Genomic DNA, 23,595 nt, shown 5'->3' with positions numbered 1-23,595 from the left:
TGCAGAATCTCTGCATTTTTGTTAAGATTTATTGGTAATAGCTACATTTTCCTATGGTAACTGCGGCAGCATCTTTTCAATTGCAAGCGCCCTTCCAGCCCACAGGCGACCAACCGCTAGCGATCGAGCAACTCGTCAAAGGCATCCAAGCGGGCGATCGATTTCAAACCTTACTCGGCGCGACAGGTACCGGCAAAACCTTCTCCATTGCTTCGGTTATTGAAAAAATCGGCAGACCAACCTTAGTTCTAGCACACAACAAAACCTTGGCAGCTCAACTGTGCAACGAACTACGCAATTTTTTCCCCAACAATGCAGTCGAATACTTTGTCAGTTATTACGACTACTACCAACCTGAAGCATACATCGCCGTCACCGATACATTCATAGAAAAAACCGCAGCAATTAACGATGAAATCGATATGCTGCGACACTCTGCCACGCGATCGCTCTTTGAACGCCGCGACGTAATTGTCGTAGCATCAATTAGCTGCATATACGGTTTGGGAATGCCCGCAGAATACCTGAAAGCTGCTATCCCTTTGCAAGTAGGAATGGAAGTCAACCAGCGGCAAGTTTTGCGAGATTTAGTCAACGTCCAATACAGCCGCAACGACATCGATTTAGGCAGAGGCAAATTTCGCGTCAAAGGCGACGTTGTAGAAATCGGCCCCGCCTACGAAGATAGAATTATTCGCGTCGAATTCTTCGGCGACGAAATCGATGCCATTCGCTATGTTGACCCCGTAACTGGTAAAATCCTGGCAAGTACAACCGCTTTAAATATTTATCCAGCCCGCCACTTTGTGACTGCTGATGATAAATTAGAAGCTGCTTGTCAAGGAATCGAACTCGAATTAGAAGACAGATTAATAGAATTTGAAAAGAATGGAAAACTCTTAGAAGCTCAGCGGATAGAACAGCGCACCCGCTACGATTTGGAAATGCTGCGCGAGGTAGGATACTGCAACGGAGTCGAAAATTATTCGCGGCATTTAGCAGGCAGAAATGCGGGGGAACCGCCAGAATGTTTGATTGATTATTTTCCGAAAGATTGGATGTTGGTGATAGATGAATCCCACGTTACAGTCCCGCAAATTCGGGGAATGTACAACGGCGATCAAGCGCGGAAAAAAGTGTTGATCGAACACGGTTTTAGGTTGCCCAGCGCGGCCGATAACCGCCCTTTGAAAGCTGAGGAATTCTGGGCAAAAGAGAATCAGTGCATTTTTGTTTCTGCTACGCCTGGTGATTGGGAAATGGAAAGATCAGAAGGCAGAGTTGCGGAGCAAGTTATTCGCCCTACGGGAGTAATCGATCCGACTATTTTTGTGCGTCCGACGGAAGGACAAATTGATGATTTGTTGGGGGAAATCAAGGAGAGAGTCAGTCGGGACGAGCGAGTTTTGGTGACGACTTTAACGAAGCGGATGGCGGAGGATTTAACCGAATATTTGCAGGAAAGGGGAATTAGAGTGCGGTATTTGCACTCGGAAATTCAGTCGATTCAACGCATTGAAATTATCCAAGATTTGCAGGATGGTAAGTTTGATGTGTTGATTGGTGTGAACTTGCTGCGGGAAGGTTTGGATTTGCCGGAAGTGTCGCTGGTGGTGATTTTGGATGCGGATAAGGAGGGGTTTTTGCGATCGGAACGTTCTTTGATTCAAACGATTGGGCGGGCGGCGCGCCACATTCAGGGACAGGCTATTTTGTACGCGGATAATTTGACTAAGAGCATGATTAAGGCGATCGATGAAACCGATCGCCGCCGGGGGATTCAGCTAGCGTACAATAAGATGCACGGGATTACGCCGCAGCCGATCGCGAAAAAGCGATCGACTAACGCGATTTTGGCGTTTCTGGATGTGTCGCGCAAGCTAAATTCTCAGCAGTTGGAGGAGGTTTACGAACAGGTTGATGAGTTATCTTTGGATGAGATTCCTCAGTTAATCGGGCGGTTGGAGGCGCAGATGAAGGCGGCGGCGAAGAAGTTGGAGTTTGAGGAGGCTGGTAAGTTGCGCGATCGGATTAAGCATTTGCGGGATAAGCTATTGGGACATTAAACCCGGCGGTTGAAACCGCGTCTACACGAACAAAACCCGCCTGCGCGGGTTAAAGATTGGACAGCAATGAGCAAATTTCAGTTATTGGATGCAGTGACTTTAACCGAAGCAGTCGCCCTCGCTGATGGCGAGATTGCACCGCCACAAACAGCCGGGACAATTGTTGAGGTTTTCAAGAACGGTGAAGCTTATTTAGTAGAATTATTTGGGGGATGGGTGAAAGCGGAAGTGGGCGGAGATTTTGTTCCCGCAACTCAGGATGAACCGGGCGCATTTATGGAAACGATTGGTGTTGAAATAGTTTATCCGCATCAGTTGCAATTAGTAAAATCTGCCGACGAAATGATGGGGATTCGAGAGCATTTACTGTCGGTTTTAAATAATTTACCTGACGAGTTAGTGGCCCAAGTATGCGACTTTGCAGAGTTTTTGCAGGAAAAACAGGAAAAAGTACGCGCCTGCGAAGCTATCCCGTAGAAAATCAAATTAAGCATCTGCGCGATCGACGTTTAGGTAATGGAGGGATAATTTAAAAGCTGAACATTAGCTTGAGTCCATTTGCGATCGGCTGATACTCTTCTGCGGTTAAATCTCCTCGGTAGCCCAAAACACGCTTTATGTCCACAGCACGTATTTGATCCAGCAACACAGTAGAGTCATAGCGCAGGTTTCCCATTCCAGCCTGAAGCTGCGGATATAGCGTTGAGTTTCGTGTCGCCCAATCTCCTTGTTGTGTCGTCAAGGGAACGACTATTACCACCGAAAACCGCGTTATCCCTGTGACATTTGGCAAAGCTACAATTACCGCAGGTCGAGTATTTTCCTGTTCGCGACCGGGGGGAATTTGAGCCGGGAAGTTAACTAGCACCACGGCCCTCACCTGCAAAAAATTAGGTAGCTGACTCACAAATTTTCTCTACCTTTTTATTGCCAATGTCGATCGGATTTGTTTCTTGAATTCGCCATTTAGCATAGGCGATAACTTCTTTAAAGTCTGCTTCTTCAAGTTCTGGATAAGTTTGGCGTATTTCTGCTGTCGAATAGTGAGACGCCATCATTGAGATGATAGTTTCAACAGTTATGGGTAAGTGGCGAATGCAAGGTTTTCCCGCCATGAATTCTGAATCGGAGGTAATTCTAGTAAATTGCTGGATATCTTCTTTGCTATTGGTTGCACTTTGATTGTCCAGAATTATCATTCCAACTCCCGGAATAAAACGCACAGGCTTTGTACCTTCGAGGGGGTCTACATCTCCCCAATCATAGGGGGGAATTTCATTATCGACGAGGTAAAGTTGACGCCAAGGCGATTTTGCCAATGCTTCCTCGGAAATGTCAGGAAAAAATATTAGGACTTCTGAGATGCCAACTGGAAAACCATTGAGTTTGCTCAAGCCATCTATAATGGCGGCTAAGACGGATAAGTCTAAATGGTTGAGCTTTTCGGCTTTTTCGATCAGTTGGTATACGGTTTCAGGATTGAGTGTTTCGCCCACAGCTTCGACTAAGTTTTCGGGGGTGAAACCTCGACATTTCAAGTATTCGGCTAGTTGTAAGCGAATTGTACTCATGGGTTTAGTTGAGAAAGATTTTAGGGTGAAGTGCGATCGCCCTTTACCATTTTCCTATTTTTTGGATGGAAAGGGCGATCGTACTTTTGATGAATTTACTTACATCCCTGTTTAATATTCCTCGTCCAAAGAGTCTTCAATCGAAAGACAATCTGGCGAAAAGGGATCTACTCGTTGTCGCAGTTCAAGGTTCTCATCCTCCAATGAATTTATCTTGTGTTGTAGTTCAAGCTTTTCATCTTCTGAGTCATCTAACTTTTGTTGCAGTTCAAGCTTTTCATTGCATTTTTGTTGATTCTCAATTTGAAGCAATTCGATAGTTTTGTCCTTTGCTTCCATTTTTTCAAGCAGAATGCGGTACAAGTTTGCTTGAGTAGAGAGTGCTATTTCAAGTTGCTCAATGAGTTGTCTGTTTTCAGAAATTAGGATGTTAGCCATTTGCTTCTTTGACTAAGTGTTGGGTGGATTGATACTCGCAATTGCAACAAATAGATTAGATACAGCTAAGCCAGCCAGTAAGCTGACTGGCTGCTGTCTAGGCTATTTTGTTCTCAGTTAATTTCCTGCTTGGGAGAGTGCTGAGCAATCCACCCGCGAATCTTGTCATTAGTCATACCTTTGAAGTATGGTATGTCTTTTATACCTTGACGCTTGGCTAGGTTCAAGGCGATCGCCACAAGCCGACGCTCTGGCTGTGTCTGCCTTTGACCGTCTTGATGGAGCTGATACACCAGATAAGCTAGCTCCAAACCATGAGGATGCTTAGACAGCGTGTCTAGTAGAAACAGCGGATTTTCTGTTATCATTGTTTTAGTTGGTTAAAAAACAGCCGAATCCTTACAGCGGTCTGAAGCATACGAGCGCAGCCACTATACGATTCGATATTACGAAAAATAGAAAACATTAGAGCGTCCTCAGACCTGCCAGTTTGAGGGCGTTTTGTTTTCTATTTCAAAACTCTAACACACTTTAATCGGAATTTCAAAAGTTTCGTGCCGAAGTTAGTAGCACAGTTAAGTGCAGGACCGCAAGGGTATCCCTATTATCGTAGATACCATTGTAGCTCCTTAAAAAAAACCTAATAATATAATAACCAGACTTACGCATTAAGTGCATACTAGCTACGCATCAAATACATATGCTATGATATGCACTTAATGCACTTGTACTTAAGCACCTAAAACATATGTCGGTCGATAAAAATCACCCAGATGACGGGAGAGACTCGGATCAGTTGCCAATAAAACAAATAGACCCAGAAATTGTGGAATATCTTAAAACTGTTGATGACTCTTTTCTAGAGCCCCAGCCACCCACAAATAAAAATTATAAAAATGACTTACAACCCTTGCCAGTTGTCCATTCTGACCTCGATGAGTACGGCTTAGACCCCTATGAATTCCGACTCTATGCCCATGTAGTTCGCAGGACAGGAGGAAAACTCCACGGTGAGTGTTTTGCTAAACTGAAGAAAACAGCAGAAATCTGTCATATGAGCGTCAGAAAAGCCCAATATGCCCTAAAAACTCTATGTGATGCGGGTTTAATACTGAAGGAACAGCGTAGGGGACGTACTGACGTGTACAGACTAACTCCCAAAAGCAACTGGAAGCCAAAAGAAGAACTCAAGCAGATTCGACAGAAAGCCAAAGAGTCTAAAGTTGAGGACTCAGAAGAAGAGTAAAATGCAAACAAGCTAAACCGTGGTACGGGCGTCTCGCCCGTACATCATCTGCGGTTTAAATATTCATTGACAACAAAAAGTGCGATCGCCATTCCCAGCGCTGGGAATGGATGTTAAACAAGGTTAAAATATTAATTGACAACAAAAAGACCGATCGCCCAAAACACCACCAAAACCAACTACTTGGTCAACACCACAGCATCGGTATTGCCAGAAAAAGCCGGACTAATAAACTCATCCTTCTCCTCGGCTGTGATGAAACCCTTATCTACAGCTAGCTGCATCACTTCAGCCAGAAAACCTCTGAGTGCATCTAATACGTGAGTGCGATCGAATTCAAAATGCTTTTCCCAGCAGGAAGTTCCAAACTTGCTCAAAGTACAGCTAAGGCGATCGTCTGTGGGTACTAACTTGATAGTTAGCGTACAACTTTCAGCAAAATCTATTTCTATTGGCTTACCTTGTGACAGTTTCCTAATTTGTTCAGGCAGATTATCGTCCAAAATCATACAGATATCAGGATCTAAAAATACCTGTATTCTCTCATCACCTATTTCTATTGATACTGTATGATCGTACTCAAAACAAAAACGCCGGATAGCCATTTCAAAATGAGTAAGTTCTCCCAATGGATCTTCTGGAGGATTTGCGTAATTTTCTAAAAAACGTTTTCCTAATTGAAAATTAAAGTTTTGACTATTATTCATACTCGCTCCTCCTGTTTAATTATGAGAAACAATGGGTAAGTTGGGCGAAGTAGGGTTTCGTTACCTCAACCCAACCTACTAATAAACTTACGGTGTCGGATTCGGATACTTAGCGTGCACCGCATCGATTTCCGCTACAATCTCCTTATCCAAATTCACCTCCAAACTACCGAGATTTTCCTCCAACTGTTCGAGACTTGTTGCACCGATAATAGTGCTAGTTACAAACCAGCGCGATCGCACATAAGCCAAAGCCATCTGCGCCGGAGTCAAACCGTGTTTGCGCGCAATCTCAATATACGCTTTCACCGCATCGTTCAGATTAGTTTTATCGTAACGCTGACCGAATCCAGCAAACAAAGCCAGCCGCGAATTTTCGGGAATTCCATTCAAGTATTTACCCGTTAAAATTCCAAAAGCCAAAGGACTGTAAGCCATCAATCCCACATTTTTAAAACGGCAAGTTTCTGCCAAATTCATGTGAAAAGTCCGATTGCTCAAACTAAAAGCATTTTGAATCGAAACAACTTTCGGCAAACCGTGTTTTTCTGCCAATTCGCAAAACTCGCAAACTCCCCAAGGCGTTTCATTGCTCAAACCCAAATAGCGGATTTTGCCAGTTTTTATCAAGTCAGCAAACACCTCTAACTGTTCCAAAATTGGTACAGTTTCGTGTTCTTGAGTTATATCGTAATCTGGCGCGCCAAATAGCGGCACGTAGCGATCGGGCCAGTGGATTTGATACAGGTCGATGTAGTCAGTTTGCAAGCGCTTCAGGCTATCGTTCAGGGCTTTTTCGACATTTGGGCGATCGATCTGATTTTTCCCTTCCCGAATCCACTTTAACCGAGTGCTTCTGCCCGCCACTTTCGTCGCTATAATAAGCTTATCCCGCTGCTGTTTCGCCAGCCACTCGCCGATATATTCCTCGGTTTTTCCCTGAGTTTCCGGTTTTCCCGGCACCGGATACATTTCGGCCGTATCGATAAAGTTGATTCCTTTGGAAATTGCCAAATCGAGCTGTTGCGCTGCTTCTGTAACGGTGTTCTGCTGGCCGTAAGTCATCGTACCCAAACAAATTTCAGATACTGATAAATCGCTGTCGCCTAGTTTTTTGTATTCCATGATTTCGATTGCTGCACAATTATCTGATTCTATATTACCGAAAAACCTTGATTTAATTGACAACTCCCGAAAAGTGCGATCGGCTTTCTCCTCTCTTCCTCTTTTCCTCTGCGCTCTCTGCGCCCTCTGCGGTTAAAAATTTCAAAAAGATATCCGCACTTAAATGTTAATATAAATAATTAGTATCCCTGTGGTGTATGAGTAGTCGCCCGCCCAAAATTCCATTTGTCAACCTCTCCCTGCAACACCAACCAATTCAACCCCAAATAGTAGCAGAAATTGGAAAAATTATCGAGCAAGGAGACTTTATTTTAGGCCGCGCACTGGCAGAATTTGAAACAGCATTTGCAGCAGCTTCTGGAGTACAATACGGCGTAGGAGTGGCTTGCGGAACAGATGCGATCGCCCTGGGACTCCAAGCTTGCGGCATTAATCCGGGCGACGAAATTATCGTACCCGCCAACACATTTATCGCCACCATCATCGCCGTCATTCAAGCCAAAGCAATACCTATCCTGGTAGATTGTGACCCGGAAACCGCCCTGATTGACCTGACAGCAGCCGCAACAGCAATAACCTCAAAAACTAAAGCAATTATCCCCGTACACCTCTACGGTCAAATGGTGTCGCCTACGCAGCTTTTAGATTTTGCTAACCGGCACGATTTAATCATATTTGAAGATGCCGCCCAAGCGCACTTAGCCGAAAGAGAAGGATACCGCGCGGGTGCCTTTGGGAAAGCAGCAGCATTCAGCTTTTATCCCAGCAAAAACCTCGGCTGTTTTGGCGACGGCGGGATGTTAATTACTAACGATGCAGAGCTCGCAAAAACCATGCGTACTTTCCGCAATTACGGAGCTCTTAGCAAATATTTACATACAGAAATTGGCACCAACAGCCGCCTCGACAATTTGCAAGCGGCTGTACTCAATGTTAAATTACCTTACTTAGAAAAATGGAATCGCGATCGCAACTTAGCCGCCCAACATTACAATACTTTATTAGAGCCGCTGAAACACAAAGGCATTGTACCGATCGCCAATCACAGCAGTTCAGGTCACATTTATCACATCTATGCGATCCAAATTACTGAGAAAAGCCCGATCGACCGCCATACCCTCCAGCAAAAACTCGCCCAAGAAGGGATTGAAACAGGCATCCACTATCCCGTACCCTGCCACCTGCAACCAGCCTACCAAAACTTAGGCAATCCGGGCGACTTCCCCCACGCAGAAACCCTGTGCCAGCAAATTTTATCATTGCCAATGTATCCCGGATTGAGCAATACTCAGATCGAGCAGGTTGTACAGGCGATCGGGCGATCGTTGAATTGCTAATTGTTCATAAAATTTATGCAGGAGGTGTTTCAAGCAGTAGGGTGCGGTTCTCAAAGCGTTTTGGTGGGGAATTAACAAATCTTTAACTCACAGTTTAAAACCCGAAAGCGTTGCGAATCCAGCGCGGCAATCTTAAAACTTCTCAAACCATGCACATCCAGCGCAAAATTCGCATTGTTTTCAAGCGATACCTCCTGGCGGAAGGTATCACGGCGCTCCTAGTGCTGCTGTACGCCCCCCTGCTAGTACACTGGTACGACGGCTGGCTCAACAAAAGCATCAGCCTCGAACACGAATATTTCAGCCACGGACTAATTGGTTTGCCCTACGCAGCTTATATTGCTTGGATGAACCGAAAGTGCTGGCGCAGCTTGCCCAACTCACCGCATCCTTTGGGAGGCTTTTTGCTGGTACTAGCCACGCTTTTTTATCTGAGTCGCTTGAGCGATTTAGTAAATTTATCCCTCCCCGTAATGCTGGCCAGCATTTGCTTATCTTTAAAAGGAATTCCCGGCTTACAATTGCAGGCGATGCCGCTTTTATTCGTATTTCTGGCCTCGCCGAACCACATTCCTTACCTCATAGAACCCTACGCCTTGCCCTTACAGCAATTCATTGCTGAAACATCAGGCTGGATATTAATTAAGATTGGTATCAACGTGAGAGTGGAAGCAATTTATCTGTACGTAAACGAGCGCATTGTAGAAGTTGCTCCACACTGTGCAGGCTTAAAAATGCTGTTTACCAGTCTTTACGTCAGCTTAATTTTGCTGGATTGGACGGGAGTTTGGAACTCTCGCAAAAAAAGTCTTTTGTTTCTAGTGATTACATCCATCATTAGCATCACTTCCAACATTTTTCGCAATACTTTGCTAACTTACTTTCACGGAACCCAAAGAGAGGCGCTTTTTACTTGGCTGCACGCCGGATGGGGCGGAGATTTATATTCTGCTTGTATACTAGGGTTATTGGTACTTCTCCTCAACGGGATGGACAAGTATTTCCCAAGTCAGTCTGGCAATTAATGAAACAGATGATTTCAGCACAGAAACTACTGCGGTGGTATCAATTATCTAAAATTATGGTACTGGTGTTTTTGCTGGTATTAGTTGGAGCAGTAGCAATTCCCGGCTACGCGACGGGAAGATGGCCTTGGACAAACCCGCCAACCCTTGCCAACCTTAAGCAATTAAGAAGTGTGCGCCAAAACGGGATAAAAATTCCTGAGTGGCAGGTTATAGCCGTTCAGAATAACGTCCAAATTGGCACTCACAGATGGTTAGTTGAAGAAATTAAAAAGGATAAAACAATTGCCATTTTATTGCTGTTGCCTCAAAATTACCCCAAAAACCAGCCCCAAGTGGAATGGCTAGATATCGATGGATTTCACCGATGGCAAACCGATTCTCATCGCACTTTGAGGTTTACTGTTAAATTAGCACCAATACCCGACCAGGCACCGCCTACTGTCGAGGCGAGGTTTTTCCGAAGCTGGACTCCCCAACAAACTTTTGCTGTCGTGCAGTGGTACGCTTGGCCTAACGGGGGTTCTCCAGCAACCAGTCGCTGGTTTTGGGAAGACAGCATTGCTCGGCTATCGAACCGCCGCGCCTCTTGGGTTGCTGTCAGTATCATCCTTCCCATTCAACCGCAGGGCGACATTAAGATAGCTCAACCATTGGTGGAATCTCTTGCCGAAAATGTCCAGGCTAAATTAATGACAGAAACTTTTCGGTTTGAGTAAGCAGGTAGGTGCAAATAAATCAGCCTAGGGCGTGGGCTGGTTTTGCCAAAATCAACTGCTTCCTATTCAGTTGACAGTTGACAGTTGACAGTTGACAGTTGACAGTTGATAGTTGACAGTTGATAGTTGATAGTTGATAGTTGACAGTTGACAGTTGATAGCGACCTCTACCTGGAAGGAAGAGGATTGGAGTAATGAATAGTCTGATTTTAATTTCTCCCTATAAGGGTTCCGGCTTTAAACCAATTTTTTCTGGTAAATATCCGGATTCAACTCGCCCCTAAAATATCTTATTGTTTTTTCTCGTCGCTATATTTAGATGAAACTTACAAATCAGGTCATTATTCAAAATATTACTTTTTTAAATCCTCTCAAAAAGCGGGAAAAATCCACAATTAAAAATCGCCTCGCTTTTTCCTTGGCAGGCCTGTATTCAACTGCTTGGACTCTATCTTTTGCTGCTGTATTCTGGGGTTTTAATAGCAAAAATTTTTCGGAAACGGCTTTAGCTCAATCTGTTGTTCCAAGAGACGAGCGACTCGTGGCGCCACCGCCATTGCGTGTACCGCCACCGCCGCCAGCCAACTTCAACCGGGATATTAACCCAGCTTTTCGGAATCGGCCCTACCGCCTGGGCCCGGGAGACCAGATTTCTGTTCAAGTTCAGCGCTTCCCAGAGCTAGGTTTTACGGGTGCAATCAGCCCTGAAGGGGTAATTGTACTGCCGCTAATCGGAACAGTAAATGTGCGTGATCTTACTGTCGAAGAATCACAGCAGCGCCTCCGGGAGCGCTTTGGCCAATTTATCAAAAATCCTCAAGTCTCGGCTGCTTTGCTGGTTCAGCGCCCCGTGGTGGTGACGGTGACGGGGGAAGTGGCCAGACCGGGTTTTTATCCGCTGCAAACCCCCCAGCTTCCTGCTGCTCTGGCGGCTGCTGCTGGGACTACTCCGACGGCGGAACTGCGGGCGGTGCGGGTGCGGCGGACTCTGCCGGGAGGTGCTGTGGCTGAGCAAGTTGTTGATATTTTGACTCCGCTGCAAACTGGTATTGCTCCGCCGGATTTGCGTTTGGAAGATGGAGATGCGATCGTTGTACCGTATAAACAGGTTACGCCCGATCGCAAATCAGATCAAGATTTAGCATCCAGGTACAGCCTCGCTGCTGCTGCTGTCCCCGTCCAAATCACTGTCACCGGAGAAGTTGGCAAACCGGGTTTTTACACGCTTCCGGCGGGTTCTGGTCGAATTTCGGCTGCTTTGGTGATTGCGGGGGGAGTCACGGGAAAAGCCGATTTGCGGGCGGTGCGAGTGCGGCGGACGCTGATGGACGGCTCCTCGGTGGAGGAACCAATCGACCTCTACACTCCCCTAGCAAACGCTAACGATTTGTTCGATTTTCCTTTGGCATCGGGAGATGTGATTGTCATCCCCCAATTGGACGCTAGTACCAAAAACCTAGACTACGACAAAGCTCTTGTTTCGCGGTCTACTCTGATTAAGCCCCGGATCTACGTTCGAGTTTTGAGTTACGCTAGTGGTGGTTTGACTTCGTTCTACGTAGAAAATGGCAGCAGGTTTTTGGATGCTCTCAACAACTTGCCTGCTAATCTTGCTGACTTGCGGAAAATAGCCCTGATTCGGTTCGACGAAAAGCAAGGTAGAGCAATCAACCGTTCGATAGATGCTAAAGCTGCTTTGGAGGGCAATGTTTCTCAGAACCCGATGCTCGAAGATAATGATGTGATTGTTATTGGTAGGAATTTGGTAGAGCGCATTGGTTATGTAATCAATACTTTTACTCGACCATTCCGGGATACTTTGGGATTTATTCTGTTTTTTGAGCAGTTGAGAAATGGGGTAACAGATCTGTTCGGCCCGTCACGTAATGATAGGTAGTCAGTTGGCAGTTGGCAGTTGGCAGTTGGCAGTTGGCAGAAGTCATCAGTCATCAGTCATCAGTCATTAGTTATGATTTATCGTTAACAATTAGCAATCTAAAATCTAAAATCTAAAATCTAAAATCTAAAATCCTTATGACTTTATCTGTTGTCAAACGTTATTTAATTGCTTTCGACCAATACAAGTGGGTGGGACTGGCTACTCTCGCGGTGACTGTGGGAGTGTCGGGAGTAGTGGCTTTGCAGCCAAAGGCGGCGCCAGTTTACGTTGCCATAGGTACGCTGGCCTACGACAGACCGAACGTGATTTTTTCATCGACTACTACTAAAATTCAACAGGAAGGACAAGAAATAACTAAAGATATGCTGCTGGATACAATGGTGGTTAAACCAGCAGCAGAAAAACTCATCAAAGCCGAAAAAAAATTAAACAAAGAAGAAGAAGAAGAAGCGGCAATAGTAAATCAAGAAGAAGAAAAAAAAGCAGTAGAAGTTTTGACTAACAAGCTGGTAAAAGACGTGCAGGTAAAGATGCCCAGTAAGAATAATGACCCCAGCGCTTTGATTCAAGTATTGTACAAAAATGCCGATCGTACAAAAGCAGAAGCGGTAGTAAAGGCGCTGATGAAGGAAATGGTGGAGTACAGCGAAACATTTAATACTTCTAGACTGCGAGCAACGATCGACCAAATTAACCAGCGTTTGCCGAAAGTAACTCAGGAACTCCGAGAGACGGAAGCAAAACTTGAAGCATACGAAAAACGAGAAGGAACTTCAATTTTAGCAGCTCAGAGCGGTGCTTTGCCGCTAGCGATTACCAGCAGCCAACAGCAGCAGCGGCAACTCCGCGTGCAGTTGGGAGGAATTGTAGCTCAAATTAATAGTTTGCAGGATCGCTTGGGATTGAATGTGGAGCAAGCTTACGTCGCTCAAGCACTCTCTGCCGATCCAATTATTGCCCAACTGCGAGTGCAATTGTTTTCGATCGAATCTCAGCTCAAAATTCTCCGCAGCGACTTGCAGGAGGAACACCCGAAAATTGTAGAATTGCTCAAACAAAAACTTGCTTTTGAGCAGCAGTTGCAGCAGCGGCAATCTGAGGTACTCGGCGGTAACGGGGTGGCGGCTCCGCTCAGAAGTGCCGCTCGAATTCGGGTAGACTCTTCTTTAGATCCGGCCAGACAGCAGTTAGCTCAAACTTTGATTGGTTTGCAAACGCAGCGGGATACGGTGCAACAGCAACTCCAAGGAATCGAGAAAACTGAACAAGAATTGCGTCGGGAACACGCGACAATCCCCAACAAGCAGTTAGAACAAGCGCGGTTAGCCCAGCAAGTGGGGTTCAAAAAAGCTCTCTACGACAAGATGCAGTCGGCTTTGGTAGATGCTGAGGCTGCGGTAGCTGAGACAACGGGGAGTTTGAGAATCGCCCAATGGCCGCAAACTGATGACGTTGAGTCAAACAAGAGAGGTTTGCCCGTGATGCTGGCGGTGGGCGGATTTGTGGGATTGCTGCTGGGCGGGGGGTTGATATTTTTGTTGGGGATGCTCAACGGCAAGTTTTACAGTTGGGAAGAAGTGCGGGCGGCTTTGGTGGAAAAAGAGGTGCCGATACTGGCAGTTTTGCCTGAAGTGACGGTGTTTGATTCCTACGGCGATGAAATAATGCCGCTCGCCTTGGAGGCAAATTCTCCCTATTTGGAATTTTACGAGCGGTTGCGTACTAATTTGCGCCGGATCGGGAACAAACCTGTGAAGGTGGTGTTGCTGACTTCGGCGGCGCCTTTGGAGGGGAAAAGTTTTAGTGCTTATAATTTGGCAATTGCATCGGCTCGATCGGGTAAACGGACTTTGCTAATTGAAGCAGATTTGCGATCGCCTTCTAACGTTGAATCTTTAAAAATCGCCGCTGATCCTCTGGCGGCGGTGGAACCTTTGCACTATTACGGCAATTTTAGCGAGTGCGTCCTTTTGGTTCCAGAGGTAGAGAACCTATACGTCGTGCCAAGTCCGGGCTTTTTGCGACAAGCCTCCGCCGTACTAGAATCAAGCGAAATGCGGAGATTGTTTGAGGATGTTCGCAACCGCTTTGATTTTGTGGTTGTGGATTCTCCGGCATTGAGCGAGTGCAACGACGCGCTGACGCTGGAACCGTACACGGACGGTATGATTTTGGTGGCGCGGCCTGGTTACACTTTGTCTAGTATGTTGTCTGAGGCTGCAGATCAGTTGCTGGAATCTGAGGAGGACGAGTCGCATAAATCCGGGCCGCGGCTGTTGGGAGCGATTATTAACGGTGCTGATATTGCGGTGAAGTTCCGCAATGATATGGATATTGATGAATGGGAGTTGCCTTTGAGTGCGATCGGCGATCGCGCGATCGAAGTGCGATCGAGGCAATTACCGCAGCACTCAAAGCCTAAAAATAAGGCTATTAATAGTAAATTGAGCTAATTTATCTGGCTTGATTCTTGTAAAACAATCCTCAACGAAATATGAATATATTGTAGGTTGCAACCTAAACAGCTTAAGCTTAAAGCACCGTTAACAGCCAGTCGATTTTAGATTTTAGATTTTAGATTTAAAAATCGACTCCACAGATGAATCTGGGAGCTGGAACTTCGGTCTAAAATTTTTCGCTTGTCAACAGTCAACAGTCAACAGTCAACAGTCAACAGTCAACAGTCAACAGTCAATACTTGAAAATGTGTCATCCCACTATTGATTGGATTCAGGGCGTTTCTGGTGTTTGCTCTGGATAAACTGTTCCAAATCGGCGATCGCATCTTCAAAATCCGACAAATTAATTTTCGCAGGTCTAGTCATCTTCGGCGGACTCGAAGACTGACTCGAAGACTTCGCCGGAGGCGGTGGAGATTTAGGTTGTGCAGCTTGACTGCTGTTCGACTCTATAGAATCGAACAATTCATCCAGGGACTCAAAAAATGATTGAGCCGAGGCCCGGCGTAAATCTTTCTGGTCATCGTCATCCGTCATAAGCCACTCCATAGAGTCGAAAAGTTGCCAACAAACTCTGTCCGCCCCGGCGCGTGCAGATATTAGACATGAAAACCGACTAAAACAAGCAGGGGGACAGAATTTAACCGGGCGGTGGGAATGCCTGCGGCCCAAGTTGCTGCCCCAATATCAAACCCGCAGCGGGCATTGTCAGCCTTCAAACTGTATTTAACTGTACACCCGCCTACTGAGTGATTTGAGACTTTGTGTAGACCCAGCTCAAAATCATCGACCCTGAAAAAATCTCAGTTAGGGCTCTTTCGTTGTCTAATTAACCCTAGTCTAGTCGAGAATAAGGACACAGGACTTATGCAATTATTACCGCTGTTCAAAGGTTGCGATGGCAACGCGCCACCTCGAAAGGACGGAGAGACGGTGTTTGTTGCTTGAGTCCTAAGATTTCAAAGGCATTAGGAGATTTTAAGGTGACTCAGGGATTTGATTACGATTTAGCAATTATCGGCGCTGGCGTGGGCGGACACGGCGCGGCCATACACGCGGTTAGCTGCGGGCTGAAAGTGGCAATTATCGAAGCGGGCGATATGGGCGGAACTTGCGTCAACCGCGGCTGCATTCCCTCTAAGGCGCTGCTGGCGGCTTCCGGGCGGGTGCGGGATTTGCGGAATGCCCACCACCTCAAGATGTTGGGTATTCAGTTGGGAAACGTGGATTTCGATCGCGGAGCGATCGCCAATCACGCTAATACTATTGTTAGCAAACTTCGCGGCGACTTGACCAACAGCCTCAAACGTTTGAACGTGGATGTCATCCAAGGTTGGGGCAAAATTGCCAGTGCTCAAAAAATTACCGTCGAAACAGATAAAGGCGAGAAAACTATTACCGCCAAGGATATTATTCTCGCTCCCGGTTCGATTCCTTTCGTCCCTCCAGGGATAGAAATTGACGGCAAAACTGTATTTACCAGCGATGATGCTGTCAGATTGGAATCCCTACCGAAGTGGATCGCAATTATTGGCAGCGGTTATATCGGTTTAGAGTTTTCGGATATTTACACAGCCCTCGGCTGCGAAGTTACGATGATTGAAGCTCTCGATCAATTGATGCCGACTTTTGACCCAGATATTGCTAAATTAGCCGAACGAGTGTTAATTGCACCCCGCGATATTGAAACAAAAGTGGGTTTGTTGGCTAAGAAGATTATTCCCGGTTCCCCGGTAATTATTGAGTTAGCTGATTTCAAAACGAAGGAAGTTGTCGAAATTTTGGAAGTTGACGCTTGTTTGGTAGCGACTGGCCGAGTTCCGGTGAGCAAGAATTTGGGGTTAGAAATTCTTGGTGTGGAAACGATGCGCGGTTATATCCCAGTTAACGATAAGATGCAGGTTTTGGCGGCGGGAGAACCGATCGCGAATTTGTGGGCGATCGGTGATGTTAATGGCAAAATGATGTTAGCCCACGCTGCATCTGCCCAGGGAATTGCCGCCGTTGAAAATATTTGCGGCCGCACTCGCGAAGTTGACTATTTGAGTATCCCGGCGGCGGCTTTTACTCACCCGGAAATTAGCTATGTGGGAATGAATGAACCTGCGGCGAAGGAGTTAGGAAAAGCCGAAGGGTTTGAGGTTGCTTCTGTCAAGACTTATTTTAAGGGAAATTCTAAGGCTATTGCGGAGGGTGAAACTGACGGTATGGCTAAGGTGATTTACCGGAAAGATAATGGGGAATTGTTGGGAGTTCACATTTTTGGTTTGCACGCTTCGGATTTGATTCAGGAGGCGGCAAATGCGATCGCCCAGCGCGATTCTGTGAACTCTTTAGCATTCCGAGTTCACACGCACCCGACGCTTTCGGAAGTGCTGGATGAAGCTTTCAAACGGGCGGCTGGGGCGGCGGGCGGTCATTAATTTGGGCGGTGGCTTCCGAAGGCTGTCAATTCAAGTTTTAACCGTTGATTAATTTCGTTTGTAGTTGAGTCTCGATCCCCCTAAATCCCCCTTAAGAAGGGGGACTTTGAATGCTCTTCTCCCCCCCTTCTTAAGCTACCGTGTACACATCTCTGTGTAAAACCAAAATCCTCGGAGAGCCCCTAAATCCCCCTTAAGAAGGGGGACTTTGAAATCCATTTTTCTCCCTTTTAAGAGGGGCTTTGAATGCTCTTGTCCCCCCCTTCTTAAGGGGGGCTAGGGGGGATCGAGGGACTCATTGGAGCAACAGGAGACTGAGTTTGATGTATTTGTTGACATCAATATGCGATCGCGATCGCCCCTTTTTGAGAATTGTGTTTAAATGGAACTGAATCAGCGAAAAGAACAATTTAGTAAAGCTTACGTGCGGGCTGTGGCAGCAGTCGCTGGCTGTTCGGTAGATCAACCCGAAAATGATTATGATAGCGTTGACCTCTGTATCAAGGCTGTCGATCGCGATCCAGTGCAGCCACACCGTCTCGAATTGCAGTTAAAATGTACGTCAAGAGATGTACTCAATGCCCAATGTGTTCGATATCCGCTAAATGTCAAAAATTACAACGACTTGAGAGTGACTGCCTTTATTCCCCGCCTGTTAGTTGTGGTTTTAGTACCGGAAAATATCGGGAAATGGATACAACAGTCAGAACAGGAAATGTTGCTCAGGCATTGTGCCTACTGGTTATCTTTGCGGGGAATGCCGGAAACTCAAAATACCAGTCGCGTGACTGTTGAGTTGCCCCGCAACAATCAGTTTACAGCAGAGGCTCTACAGTCCATTATGCAGCGCATTAGCCAAGGAGATATCCCATGAAAGTAACTGTACGGGATTTTGAAGTTTTTAAGAATTTAGATGTCAATGTAATCATAGCATATTTACAAAAACATGGCTGGCAAGAACACAGCCGAATTTATGACAATAAAGGGGCGATTTGGGTCAAGAAAAATGATGCGGGAGAGTTGTTTGATATCGGATTGCCTCTGACGCGAGACTTTGCGGATTATCCAGCTAGGATGGGAGATGCTGTCAAAAAGCTGGAACAGGTAGAAAAGCGTTCTCAATTAGAGATTTTAAGCGATTTAATTACTTGTTTAGAAAATACTGAGATTCAAGGATTCATTGTCAAAGTCGATCGCCAAGGAGGGGAGAAAATTGGTAAAATTGCAATGATGGGATTTGTGGTGGGTAAGTTGCAGAAAATCTATCTCGAATTGCAAGACAATGATTTGATTTTGGCACTGAAAGCTTATCAGGAAAGAATTCCGGTAATATGCGACGGCGATTTTGTCAAGGAGGGCAAATATTTTGCTGGGAAAAATCTGCGGAATTTTGCTTTGATGGCAGAGGAAAAAGGGAAAATGGTACTTTGAAGGGCTTGCCATAACTACAAATTACCACATTTTTCCTCCTAGCTCAATCCTGCTTAATAGCTTTTAATGCTGCTAAATATCGCTCTTGAATGTCTTTGCGATCTAATTCATCGAAATTTGCCTGCTGGCTGGCGCGTTCAGTCTGATCGGCGTGTCGCCTGAGTGCTGTTCGGTGTGTGGTTCGATCGGTGAAACGGGCCACAACCGCGATCGCCTCTAGCAACCGCATCGTGATAGCTACATTCGATTTTCCATTCTGTCGAATTTGGTTAAAGGCTGCATCGAGCACGTCAGCAAAGGCGATGGGTTCTGCAATCATCCGCAACTGGTTGCTGTCGTCGTAGCGGTAGGGAGAGGGAATTTCTCTTTGGGTTAAACGACAAAGGGCCGCACTCAGTTGGTCAATACAGCGGATAGCCGTAAACGGATCGTTGATTCCTGGGGAAAGAGCGCGTACTGCAATCTCAACGAGTTGGTCGATCGAAAACTCTACATCCTGCCGCTCCGTGCGCTGCGATCCAATCAGAAAAGCACCGTTAATCTTGGATGTAAGTTCCTCGTTTACTTGTTTTCCAGGAAAGACTTGTACAAGTTCACTTCCTTCGACAGTAAAGCGACCGGGACGCTGTTGAATTTGTAACAGCAGGTTATGCTCGCTAGCAATTTGCATTAGTTGGTCATTATTAATGGCTTGAATGTAGCCACCATTCTTTGCTGAAACTGGACGGGCATCTTGCTCAAAATTAGCTGGAATCTCGGCGGAAATGTCCGATGGATTGTCTTGCTGCTTGTTTTTAGCTTTACTGGTTCCCATACTTTCTGGAAACAGTCGATCGATCGCATTATCAAGTTCCTCACCAACTAATTTAATCACATGATCGACCTGAATTGATAAGGCAGAATGATGAATGAAATAAATCAATACGCCAATGCTGGCGATCGCCAAACCAATGCCGCAAGTTACTGCTAGGTGGGGGACAAACTCATGTTCTTCTAACCCGTTGATTGTTCGCAGCACCATCAAGCTATACACAAAGGTGGAAATGAACGTTCCCAGCACAATTTGGTTGCCCTTATCTTGCATAAAGTTACGCAGCAAGCGAGGGCCAAACTGCGAAGATGCAAGTTGAAGGGCAACGATTGTAATTGAAAAAGCTGTGGTAGCAACGCTCATCATTGAACTGGCGATCGCCGAAAGAATCGCGCGCGAGCCGCTCGGGCCTAGAGTATAGGCCCAACCCAATTCTCCAATCAGCTTGGTTTTTTGATTTTGGTCAATCCAAATGGTGACAAACGAAAGTGCGATCGCCAAAAAAACCATCACGGTTGGCACAAACCAGAAACTCGAATTTAAGGAATCCCAAAAGTTGCTGAATTTCGTATTTTTCACCTATCGTTCCCCTCAGTATATTTATTGTTAGAAATTACTTGGCCATCCTCAGATTTATTGCGTTTAGACTCGATTGCGGCAAGTTGTCTGAGGGCGTAGCTGATACTGCGCGATTTGGGAACTTCAGCTTGTCCGGCGGGCCAGCCTTCTCGCTGACGCTTGCGATCGCCGTCTGTGTCTTCTGTCTGATCGTGGAACAAAATCTGCTGAGTTGGGAAGGGCAGATCGATCCCATTTGCTACTAGCTTGTTTTTAATGTTAGTTAATACGCGGTCTTGAAAATCTAAGAGTTCGGCACGGCGAGGTGGCTGCACCCACCAGCGAGCCCGAATGTTAACACTGCTACCAGCTAATTCTACGACTATCGCATCGGGAGCCGGATCTTTCAGCACTCCATCTACTTCATGAATTGCCTCTAAAATTAATTGTTTTGCAGTATCAATATCATCGCTATAGCCAATGCCGATGTCATACTGCAAACGGCGATTGTCAAAGGCTGTGTTCACGATTACAGAGTTAGTAAATAGTTCCGAGTTGGGAATTACAATCCGTCTACCATCATAGGTTTTTATTATCGTCGCCCGCGTTTGAATATTTTCTACAGTTCCCTCAAAGTCTTTGAATACAATTTGATCATCAATGTGGAAAGGTTCAGTCAGCAGGATCAAAACACCCGCCAGAAAATTTTGCAGGATATCGCGAAACGCAAACCCGATCGCCACACCGCTAATCCCCAATAGCTGAATGAGATCGTTTGCTTTGATGGACGGAATGACGATCGACAAAGCAATAAACAATCCTGTAAGAACGGTTACTCCTTGTGCTAATCGCCCCAGCACCAATCCTAAATTGCGAGCTTGACGGTGAGCGCTGGTTAGTTTTCTAACCGCTCGTTTCAATGTTTTGCCAATAAAAAAGAAAATTGCGAAAACAATTAGTGCCAGTACAATATTTGGTAATAAAATCAGGAAATCATTGGCCATTGCCTGGACTTTACTCCAAACATCGGTGATTTTTTCTGTTGTATTCACAAGAGTTTTAGTCAATAGGTCAAGTCAGATTCTATGCCTAAGCGATGGAATCGGCATCTACCAAAGGTTAGGAATTTGCGGAAGTGGAGCGCCCTGAATGCCTGCTATCTTGGTTGGGGCGCTGGTAGATGGGCGGCGGTTAAGGTTTAAGTTAAAGTGCAATTCCCGACGGGATAGCTACGCTAGGGGAACGCGAAAGCGAACGCTGGTGCGTACTTTTAGTAATTCAGTTAAGATGAGATATTTGTGAGGAACCGCTGTTAAGAATCACGTCAGCTATGTCTTGGCGTGTAGCACCAAAGGTAAGCAAGGTGCGAATCAGGAGATCGAGGGAAGCGGAAGGATCGCCAGCTTCTATTTTAGCAACTCTTGATTGGCTGGACTTAATTCTTTGAGCAAGTTCGTGCTGCGTCATCTGTTGGTTAATCCGGTTTTGTTTGATGGCTTTACTCAGTGCAAGTTTCATTTCTATGAAGGCTGTTTCTTCTGCTGAAAGTCCTAGAAATTCCTCTGCTGTTCCGATAGTCCATCCTGCTGCTTGTAGGCGTTGGCGTTTAGCTGTGTCCATAAAAATACCTTCCTGATATCAATTCAAATTTGGTCGTATTGTTTCAACCGTTTTTTACATTTTTCAATGATAAAATCCGGTGTTTTGTTCGTAGTTTTGTTAAAGACATCGAGTATAATGATAGCATCTACGTCTATTCGATAAATGATGCGCCAATCCTTGCTTGTCCCTGAATCGGCTAGACGGATCTCGTGACAATGAGCTCCGATGCTTGGCATAGGGCGAGAGAAAGGCATGGATAGGCTTTCGCCATCCTGTAGCTTTCGCAGGAAAAATCCGGCTTGAATACGCGCCTCAGTAGAAAAAGGCGGTGTTTTTACTTCCCCACTAAGCCAGACAAGGGGTTTGCTTTCCGAATCTACCATCTATATTTTAGGTTTTTTTAGATTATATGTCAAATCAGACATATTAGCAAACTAGCTTGTCTGCTGCAAATCCGGCTGACTTTTGGCAACAACAAAAGGAGATTCGACATCAATTAGCCAGTTTTCATCAATAACTGTCTGATTCGTATCTAAAATCAGAGTTAGTTCGCCAATTTCCTCATCGTCATCATCGCTAACTAGGTTGTTTTTGCTAGCAGATAAATCTGCTTTGAGTAAAAATTTAAGCTTAATCCAGTCAGAAGTCGGATGATTGTTGATAATGTTTGTGCCGATCGATCGACCTATCAACTCAGCATAGATGGGATGAATGAAAGCTATTTCTTCATAAAACTTATTGTCATCCCAATAACCGCGTATTTTGTAATTGCAGGATTCTAGATGTTTCTCGATGAGGTGATTTAGGGCTAGGAGTGCTAATAGTTTAGCAAGTTCATCCCAAATTTTGTGATTTGTCACAGTTACTGCATTCAAGAGATTCCATTGGCTTGTCTGCGATCGGGATTCTTTGATTATCCCAAAGAGCGATCGCACTTCAATCATATAAGGGCGATCGCTTTTTCAGCAGCTAAGTCAATTATCATAAATACCAGAACAACATAGCCTATGCTTAGCATTCTCAGGTCGTGGATTTAAAAGACTACTGGGGTTTAGCTGCTTCAACTATAGCCTGAACCATCTTAATTGCCTCTGTGATAGGTATTTGACCACTTTCGACAGCCCTCATTAAATCCTGAGCCCTTTGAGGGGTAATTAGATTAAGCCTAACTGGTTCTTTCAAGGAAACGATAAATTTTGTCTTGTCACTGTCTCTAACCTTAGATGCTCTTTCTTTTGCTTCAACCTCTTTTAGCTGTTCTTTTAACTGGTCGAGCATTGCTGCTTTTTTCCCTTCGTTGAAATTGCCATCGATGATCCTCTTTGCTCCAACGAGAGCTGCTGCACCTAAAGCAGCAGCGCCAACAACCAATCCTACTGGGGGTGCAACCGCTATTAGCCCAAATAATATGGATGTACCGCCGAAAGCCGCAACAGCACCCGCAGCAGCACCAGCACCTACCACACCAATCCCAATCTCAGCTAAAATTCCTAACTTATCATGAGGATTTTTGGCCAATTCCTCGATCGCTTTAAGGATTTGCTCCTTAGTTAGGGTTTTATTTCCTGACATATTAAACCTCCTGATTGTTTCAAATTTTCTTATTTAAGCAGTGATAACGTTGCGAAAAACTGCATTAAAAACATCAATCAGTAGTTGAAAAAACAATTTGGCGAGTTCAATAATGTCTTGTGCTACTCCAACTATCCCATCTACTTGACGGTAGCCTTGATCTAGTCTATGTCCAGCGATCGCACCAACAGTTATACCTAGCACTGCTGCCAATGGCGCTAACACTGGGCCTATAATTGGTACTGAACTTGCCAATAACCCCACAGCAGCTCCTAGAGCAATGCCTGTAGCTAAATTAGGATGTGCCTTGACAAACTCGATAATTTTGAGCAGAATAATTTTCCCTACAGCCAAAACTTTGTTACCAGATTTTTTCGTGTAGGTAGCCAACTCGTGCAATCTGATGGTGACTTCGTGGGGCAAGCCGAGATCATTTAACCAGACATACAAATCGCTACTACTCATTGAATCGGCATCTACTTGCCAGAGAACCATTTCTAAGTTTGCTTGGGGGAGGGATAATGCTTGTGTAGTCATTTTTTTCCTATGGGAAAGCTATAATAGTGCCTCTTAAATATGATTGTGACTCTAAAATCTCAGTCTTG

25 protein-coding genes are annotated in these 23,595 nt (G+C 45.4%); 11 read left to right on the top strand and 14 right to left on the bottom strand.

Annotated features, from left to right (window positions below):
* Positions 1 to 53 precede the first annotated feature (53 nt).
* Together uvrB and QUA44_RS00475 are read left to right on the top strand one after the other, a co-directional pair.
* Positions 54 to 2,066, top strand: a complete 2,013-nt coding sequence (uvrB, locus tag QUA44_RS00480; protein ID WP_333247376.1) for an excinuclease ABC subunit UvrB — start codon at positions 54 to 56, stop codon at positions 2,064 to 2,066.
* Positions 2,067 to 2,075: 9 nt separating this feature from the next.
* The gene (locus QUA44_RS00475; RefSeq protein WP_333309445.1) at positions 2,076 to 2,543 is read left to right on the top strand and encodes a hypothetical protein; all 468 of its coding nucleotides are present in this window, start codon (positions 2,076 to 2,078) and stop codon (positions 2,541 to 2,543) included.
* A 52-nt stretch (positions 2,544 to 2,595) separates the two neighbouring features.
* On the opposite strand, the gene QUA44_RS00470 is transcribed toward QUA44_RS00475, so the two are convergent.
* From QUA44_RS00470 to QUA44_RS00455, 4 genes are all read right to left on the bottom strand, one after another.
* Entirely contained in the window at positions 2,596 to 2,973 is a 378-nt protein-coding gene (locus tag QUA44_RS00470; RefSeq protein WP_333247380.1) for a type II toxin-antitoxin system PemK/MazF family toxin, read from the bottom strand.
* Positions 2,957 to 3,637 (bottom strand): DUF433 domain-containing protein, encoded by a 681-nt coding sequence (locus QUA44_RS00465; RefSeq protein WP_333247382.1) that lies wholly within the window; start codon positions 3,635 to 3,637, stop codon positions 2,957 to 2,959. The genes QUA44_RS00470 and QUA44_RS00465 overlap by 17 nt, the downstream gene beginning before the upstream one ends.
* A 111-nt stretch (positions 3,638 to 3,748) precedes the next feature.
* On the bottom strand, positions 3,749 to 4,075 hold the full coding sequence (locus QUA44_RS00460) for a hypothetical protein (RefSeq protein ID WP_333247385.1): 327 nt from the start codon (positions 4,073 to 4,075) through the stop codon (positions 3,749 to 3,751).
* A 113-nt stretch (positions 4,076 to 4,188) separates the two neighbouring features.
* Complete coding sequence (locus QUA44_RS00455) at positions 4,189 to 4,443, bottom strand: hypothetical protein (RefSeq protein ID WP_333247386.1); 255 nt, start codon at positions 4,441 to 4,443, stop codon at positions 4,189 to 4,191.
* A 380-nt stretch (positions 4,444 to 4,823) separates the two neighbouring features.
* Between QUA44_RS00455 and QUA44_RS00450 the strand changes: the two genes are divergently transcribed.
* On the top strand, positions 4,824 to 5,321 hold the full coding sequence (locus QUA44_RS00450; RefSeq protein WP_333247388.1) for a helix-turn-helix domain-containing protein: 498 nt from the start codon (positions 4,824 to 4,826) through the stop codon (positions 5,319 to 5,321).
* 179 nt (positions 5,322 to 5,500) lie between these two features.
* Here QUA44_RS00450 and QUA44_RS00445 read toward each other — a convergent pair whose 3' ends face one another.
* Together QUA44_RS00445 and QUA44_RS00440 are read right to left on the bottom strand one after the other, a co-directional pair.
* Entirely contained in the window at positions 5,501 to 6,028 is a 528-nt protein-coding gene (locus QUA44_RS00445; RefSeq protein ID WP_333247390.1) for a hypothetical protein, read from the bottom strand.
* An 87-nt stretch (positions 6,029 to 6,115) separates the two neighbouring features.
* A complete protein-coding gene (locus QUA44_RS00440) occupies positions 6,116 to 7,153 on the bottom strand; it encodes an NADP(H)-dependent aldo-keto reductase (protein ID WP_333247391.1) in 1,038 nt (345 codons plus the stop codon).
* Positions 7,154 to 7,350: 197 nt separating this feature from the next.
* On the opposite strand from QUA44_RS00440, the gene QUA44_RS00435 reads away from it, so the two are divergent.
* The 5 genes from QUA44_RS00435 (at position 7,351) to QUA44_RS00415 (ending at position 14,587) form a co-directional block, all read left to right on the top strand.
* Positions 7,351 to 8,490 (top strand): DegT/DnrJ/EryC1/StrS family aminotransferase, encoded by a 1,140-nt coding sequence (locus tag QUA44_RS00435; protein WP_333247393.1) that lies wholly within the window; start codon positions 7,351 to 7,353, stop codon positions 8,488 to 8,490.
* A gap of 149 nt (positions 8,491 to 8,639) precedes the next feature.
* Positions 8,640 to 9,515 (top strand): cyanoexosortase B, encoded by an 876-nt coding sequence (gene crtB / locus QUA44_RS00430; protein WP_333247395.1) that lies wholly within the window; start codon positions 8,640 to 8,642, stop codon positions 9,513 to 9,515.
* Positions 9,515 to 10,234, top strand: a complete 720-nt coding sequence (locus QUA44_RS00425) for a cyanoexosortase B system-associated protein (RefSeq protein ID WP_333247396.1) — start codon at positions 9,515 to 9,517, stop codon at positions 10,232 to 10,234. Before crtB ends, QUA44_RS00425 begins: the two co-directional genes overlap by 1 nt.
* 319 nt (positions 10,235 to 10,553) lie before the next feature.
* A complete protein-coding gene (locus tag QUA44_RS00420; protein ID WP_333247398.1) occupies positions 10,554 to 12,131 on the top strand; it encodes a polysaccharide biosynthesis/export family protein in 1,578 nt (525 codons plus the stop codon).
* Positions 12,132 to 12,268: 137 nt separating this feature from the next.
* Positions 12,269 to 14,587: a lipopolysaccharide biosynthesis gene (locus QUA44_RS00415; protein WP_333247399.1), complete on the top strand. Its 2,319-nt coding sequence runs from the start codon at positions 12,269 to 12,271 to the stop codon at positions 14,585 to 14,587.
* 264 nt (positions 14,588 to 14,851) lie between these two features.
* On the opposite strand, the gene QUA44_RS00410 is transcribed toward QUA44_RS00415, so the two are convergent.
* Positions 14,852 to 15,130, bottom strand: a complete 279-nt coding sequence (locus QUA44_RS00410) for a hypothetical protein (protein WP_333247401.1) — start codon at positions 15,128 to 15,130, stop codon at positions 14,852 to 14,854.
* 446 nt (positions 15,131 to 15,576) lie between these two features.
* Here QUA44_RS00410 and lpdA point away from each other — a divergent pair, with 446 nt between their 5' ends.
* From lpdA to QUA44_RS00395, 3 genes are all read left to right on the top strand, one after another.
* On the top strand, positions 15,577 to 17,016 hold the full coding sequence (lpdA, locus tag QUA44_RS00405; protein ID WP_333247402.1) for a dihydrolipoyl dehydrogenase: 1,440 nt from the start codon (positions 15,577 to 15,579) through the stop codon (positions 17,014 to 17,016).
* A 382-nt stretch (positions 17,017 to 17,398) separates the two neighbouring features.
* Complete coding sequence (locus tag QUA44_RS00400; RefSeq protein ID WP_333247404.1) at positions 17,399 to 17,890, top strand: DUF4365 domain-containing protein; 492 nt, start codon at positions 17,399 to 17,401, stop codon at positions 17,888 to 17,890.
* Positions 17,887 to 18,447: a hypothetical protein gene (locus tag QUA44_RS00395; protein WP_333247405.1), complete on the top strand. Its 561-nt coding sequence runs from the start codon at positions 17,887 to 17,889 to the stop codon at positions 18,445 to 18,447. The genes QUA44_RS00400 and QUA44_RS00395 overlap by 4 nt, the downstream gene beginning before the upstream one ends.
* A 43-nt stretch (positions 18,448 to 18,490) precedes the next feature.
* Here the strand turns inward: QUA44_RS00395 and QUA44_RS00390 are convergent, their stop codons facing one another.
* The 7 genes from QUA44_RS00390 to QUA44_RS00360 form a co-directional block, all read right to left on the bottom strand.
* Complete coding sequence (locus QUA44_RS00390; RefSeq protein ID WP_333247407.1) at positions 18,491 to 19,837, bottom strand: DUF2254 domain-containing protein; 1,347 nt, start codon at positions 19,835 to 19,837, stop codon at positions 18,491 to 18,493.
* Positions 19,834 to 20,868: a mechanosensitive ion channel family protein gene (locus QUA44_RS00385; RefSeq protein ID WP_333247409.1), complete on the bottom strand. Its 1,035-nt coding sequence runs from the start codon at positions 20,866 to 20,868 to the stop codon at positions 19,834 to 19,836. Before QUA44_RS00385 ends, QUA44_RS00390 begins: the two co-directional genes overlap by 4 nt.
* 226 nt (positions 20,869 to 21,094) lie before the next feature.
* On the bottom strand, positions 21,095 to 21,436 hold the full coding sequence (locus QUA44_RS00380; RefSeq protein WP_194070083.1) for a helix-turn-helix transcriptional regulator: 342 nt from the start codon (positions 21,434 to 21,436) through the stop codon (positions 21,095 to 21,097).
* A gap of 23 nt (positions 21,437 to 21,459) precedes the next feature.
* On the bottom strand, positions 21,460 to 21,801 hold the full coding sequence (locus QUA44_RS00375) for a type II toxin-antitoxin system RelE/ParE family toxin (protein WP_333090944.1): 342 nt from the start codon (positions 21,799 to 21,801) through the stop codon (positions 21,460 to 21,462).
* 51 nt (positions 21,802 to 21,852) lie between these two features.
* Entirely contained in the window at positions 21,853 to 22,362 is a 510-nt protein-coding gene (locus tag QUA44_RS00370; protein ID WP_333309442.1) for a hypothetical protein, read from the bottom strand.
* 97 nt (positions 22,363 to 22,459) lie between these two features.
* Positions 22,460 to 22,990 (bottom strand): hypothetical protein, encoded by a 531-nt coding sequence (locus QUA44_RS00365; protein ID WP_333247415.1) that lies wholly within the window; start codon positions 22,988 to 22,990, stop codon positions 22,460 to 22,462.
* Between the two features lie 33 nt (positions 22,991 to 23,023).
* Complete coding sequence (locus QUA44_RS00360; RefSeq protein ID WP_194065273.1) at positions 23,024 to 23,527, bottom strand: DUF2273 domain-containing protein; 504 nt, start codon at positions 23,525 to 23,527, stop codon at positions 23,024 to 23,026.
* Positions 23,528 to 23,595: the final 68 nt, after the last annotated feature.

Source organism: Microcoleus sp. N9_A2, assembly GCF_036701775.1.
Lineage (GTDB): Bacteria > Cyanobacteriota > Cyanobacteriia > Cyanobacteriales > Microcoleaceae > Microcoleus.
Note: the sequence above shows the minus strand (reverse complement) of the source record. Positions and strands in the feature narration are given on the sequence as shown.

What these genes read in the sequence shown, in the direction of transcription:
- uvrB (WP_333247376.1), top strand. Translation starts at nt 54, where the DNA reads ATGGTAACTGCGGCAGCATCTTTTCAATTGCAAGCGCCCTTCCAGCCC.
- QUA44_RS00465 (WP_333247382.1), bottom strand. Translation starts at nt 3,637, where the DNA reads ATGAGTACAATTCGCTTACAACTAGCCGAATACTTGAAATGTCGAGGT.
- QUA44_RS00460 (WP_333247385.1), bottom strand. Translation starts at nt 4,075, where the DNA reads ATGGCTAACATCCTAATTTCTGAAAACAGACAACTCATTGAGCAACTT.
- QUA44_RS00455 (WP_333247386.1), bottom strand. Translation starts at nt 4,443, where the DNA reads ATGATAACAGAAAATCCGCTGTTTCTACTAGACACGCTGTCTAAGCAT.
- QUA44_RS00450 (WP_333247388.1), top strand. Translation starts at nt 4,824, where the DNA reads ATGTCGGTCGATAAAAATCACCCAGATGACGGGAGAGACTCGGATCAG.
- QUA44_RS00445 (WP_333247390.1), bottom strand. Translation starts at nt 6,028, where the DNA reads ATGAATAATAGTCAAAACTTTAATTTTCAATTAGGAAAACGTTTTTTA.
- QUA44_RS00440 (WP_333247391.1), bottom strand. Translation starts at nt 7,153, where the DNA reads ATGGAATACAAAAAACTAGGCGACAGCGATTTATCAGTATCTGAAATT.
- QUA44_RS00435 (WP_333247393.1), top strand. Translation starts at nt 7,351, where the DNA reads ATGAGTAGTCGCCCGCCCAAAATTCCATTTGTCAACCTCTCCCTGCAA.
- crtB (WP_333247395.1), top strand. Translation starts at nt 8,640, where the DNA reads ATGCACATCCAGCGCAAAATTCGCATTGTTTTCAAGCGATACCTCCTG.
- QUA44_RS00425 (WP_333247396.1), top strand. Translation starts at nt 9,515, where the DNA reads ATGAAACAGATGATTTCAGCACAGAAACTACTGCGGTGGTATCAATTA.
- QUA44_RS00420 (WP_333247398.1), top strand. Translation starts at nt 10,554, where the DNA reads ATGAAACTTACAAATCAGGTCATTATTCAAAATATTACTTTTTTAAAT.
- QUA44_RS00415 (WP_333247399.1), top strand. Translation starts at nt 12,269, where the DNA reads ATGACTTTATCTGTTGTCAAACGTTATTTAATTGCTTTCGACCAATAC.
- QUA44_RS00410 (WP_333247401.1), bottom strand. Translation starts at nt 15,130, where the DNA reads ATGACGGATGACGATGACCAGAAAGATTTACGCCGGGCCTCGGCTCAA.
- QUA44_RS00400 (WP_333247404.1), top strand. Translation starts at nt 17,399, where the DNA reads ATGGAACTGAATCAGCGAAAAGAACAATTTAGTAAAGCTTACGTGCGG.
- QUA44_RS00395 (WP_333247405.1), top strand. Translation starts at nt 17,887, where the DNA reads ATGAAAGTAACTGTACGGGATTTTGAAGTTTTTAAGAATTTAGATGTC.
- QUA44_RS00380 (WP_194070083.1), bottom strand. Translation starts at nt 21,436, where the DNA reads ATGGACACAGCTAAACGCCAACGCCTACAAGCAGCAGGATGGACTATC.
- QUA44_RS00375 (WP_333090944.1), bottom strand. Translation starts at nt 21,801, where the DNA reads ATGGTAGATTCGGAAAGCAAACCCCTTGTCTGGCTTAGTGGGGAAGTA.
- QUA44_RS00370 (WP_333309442.1), bottom strand. Translation starts at nt 22,362, where the DNA reads ATGATTGAAGTGCGATCGCTCTTTGGGATAATCAAAGAATCCCGATCG.
- QUA44_RS00365 (WP_333247415.1), bottom strand. Translation starts at nt 22,990, where the DNA reads ATGTCAGGAAATAAAACCCTAACTAAGGAGCAAATCCTTAAAGCGATC.
- QUA44_RS00360 (WP_194065273.1), bottom strand. Translation starts at nt 23,527, where the DNA reads ATGACTACACAAGCATTATCCCTCCCCCAAGCAAACTTAGAAATGGTT.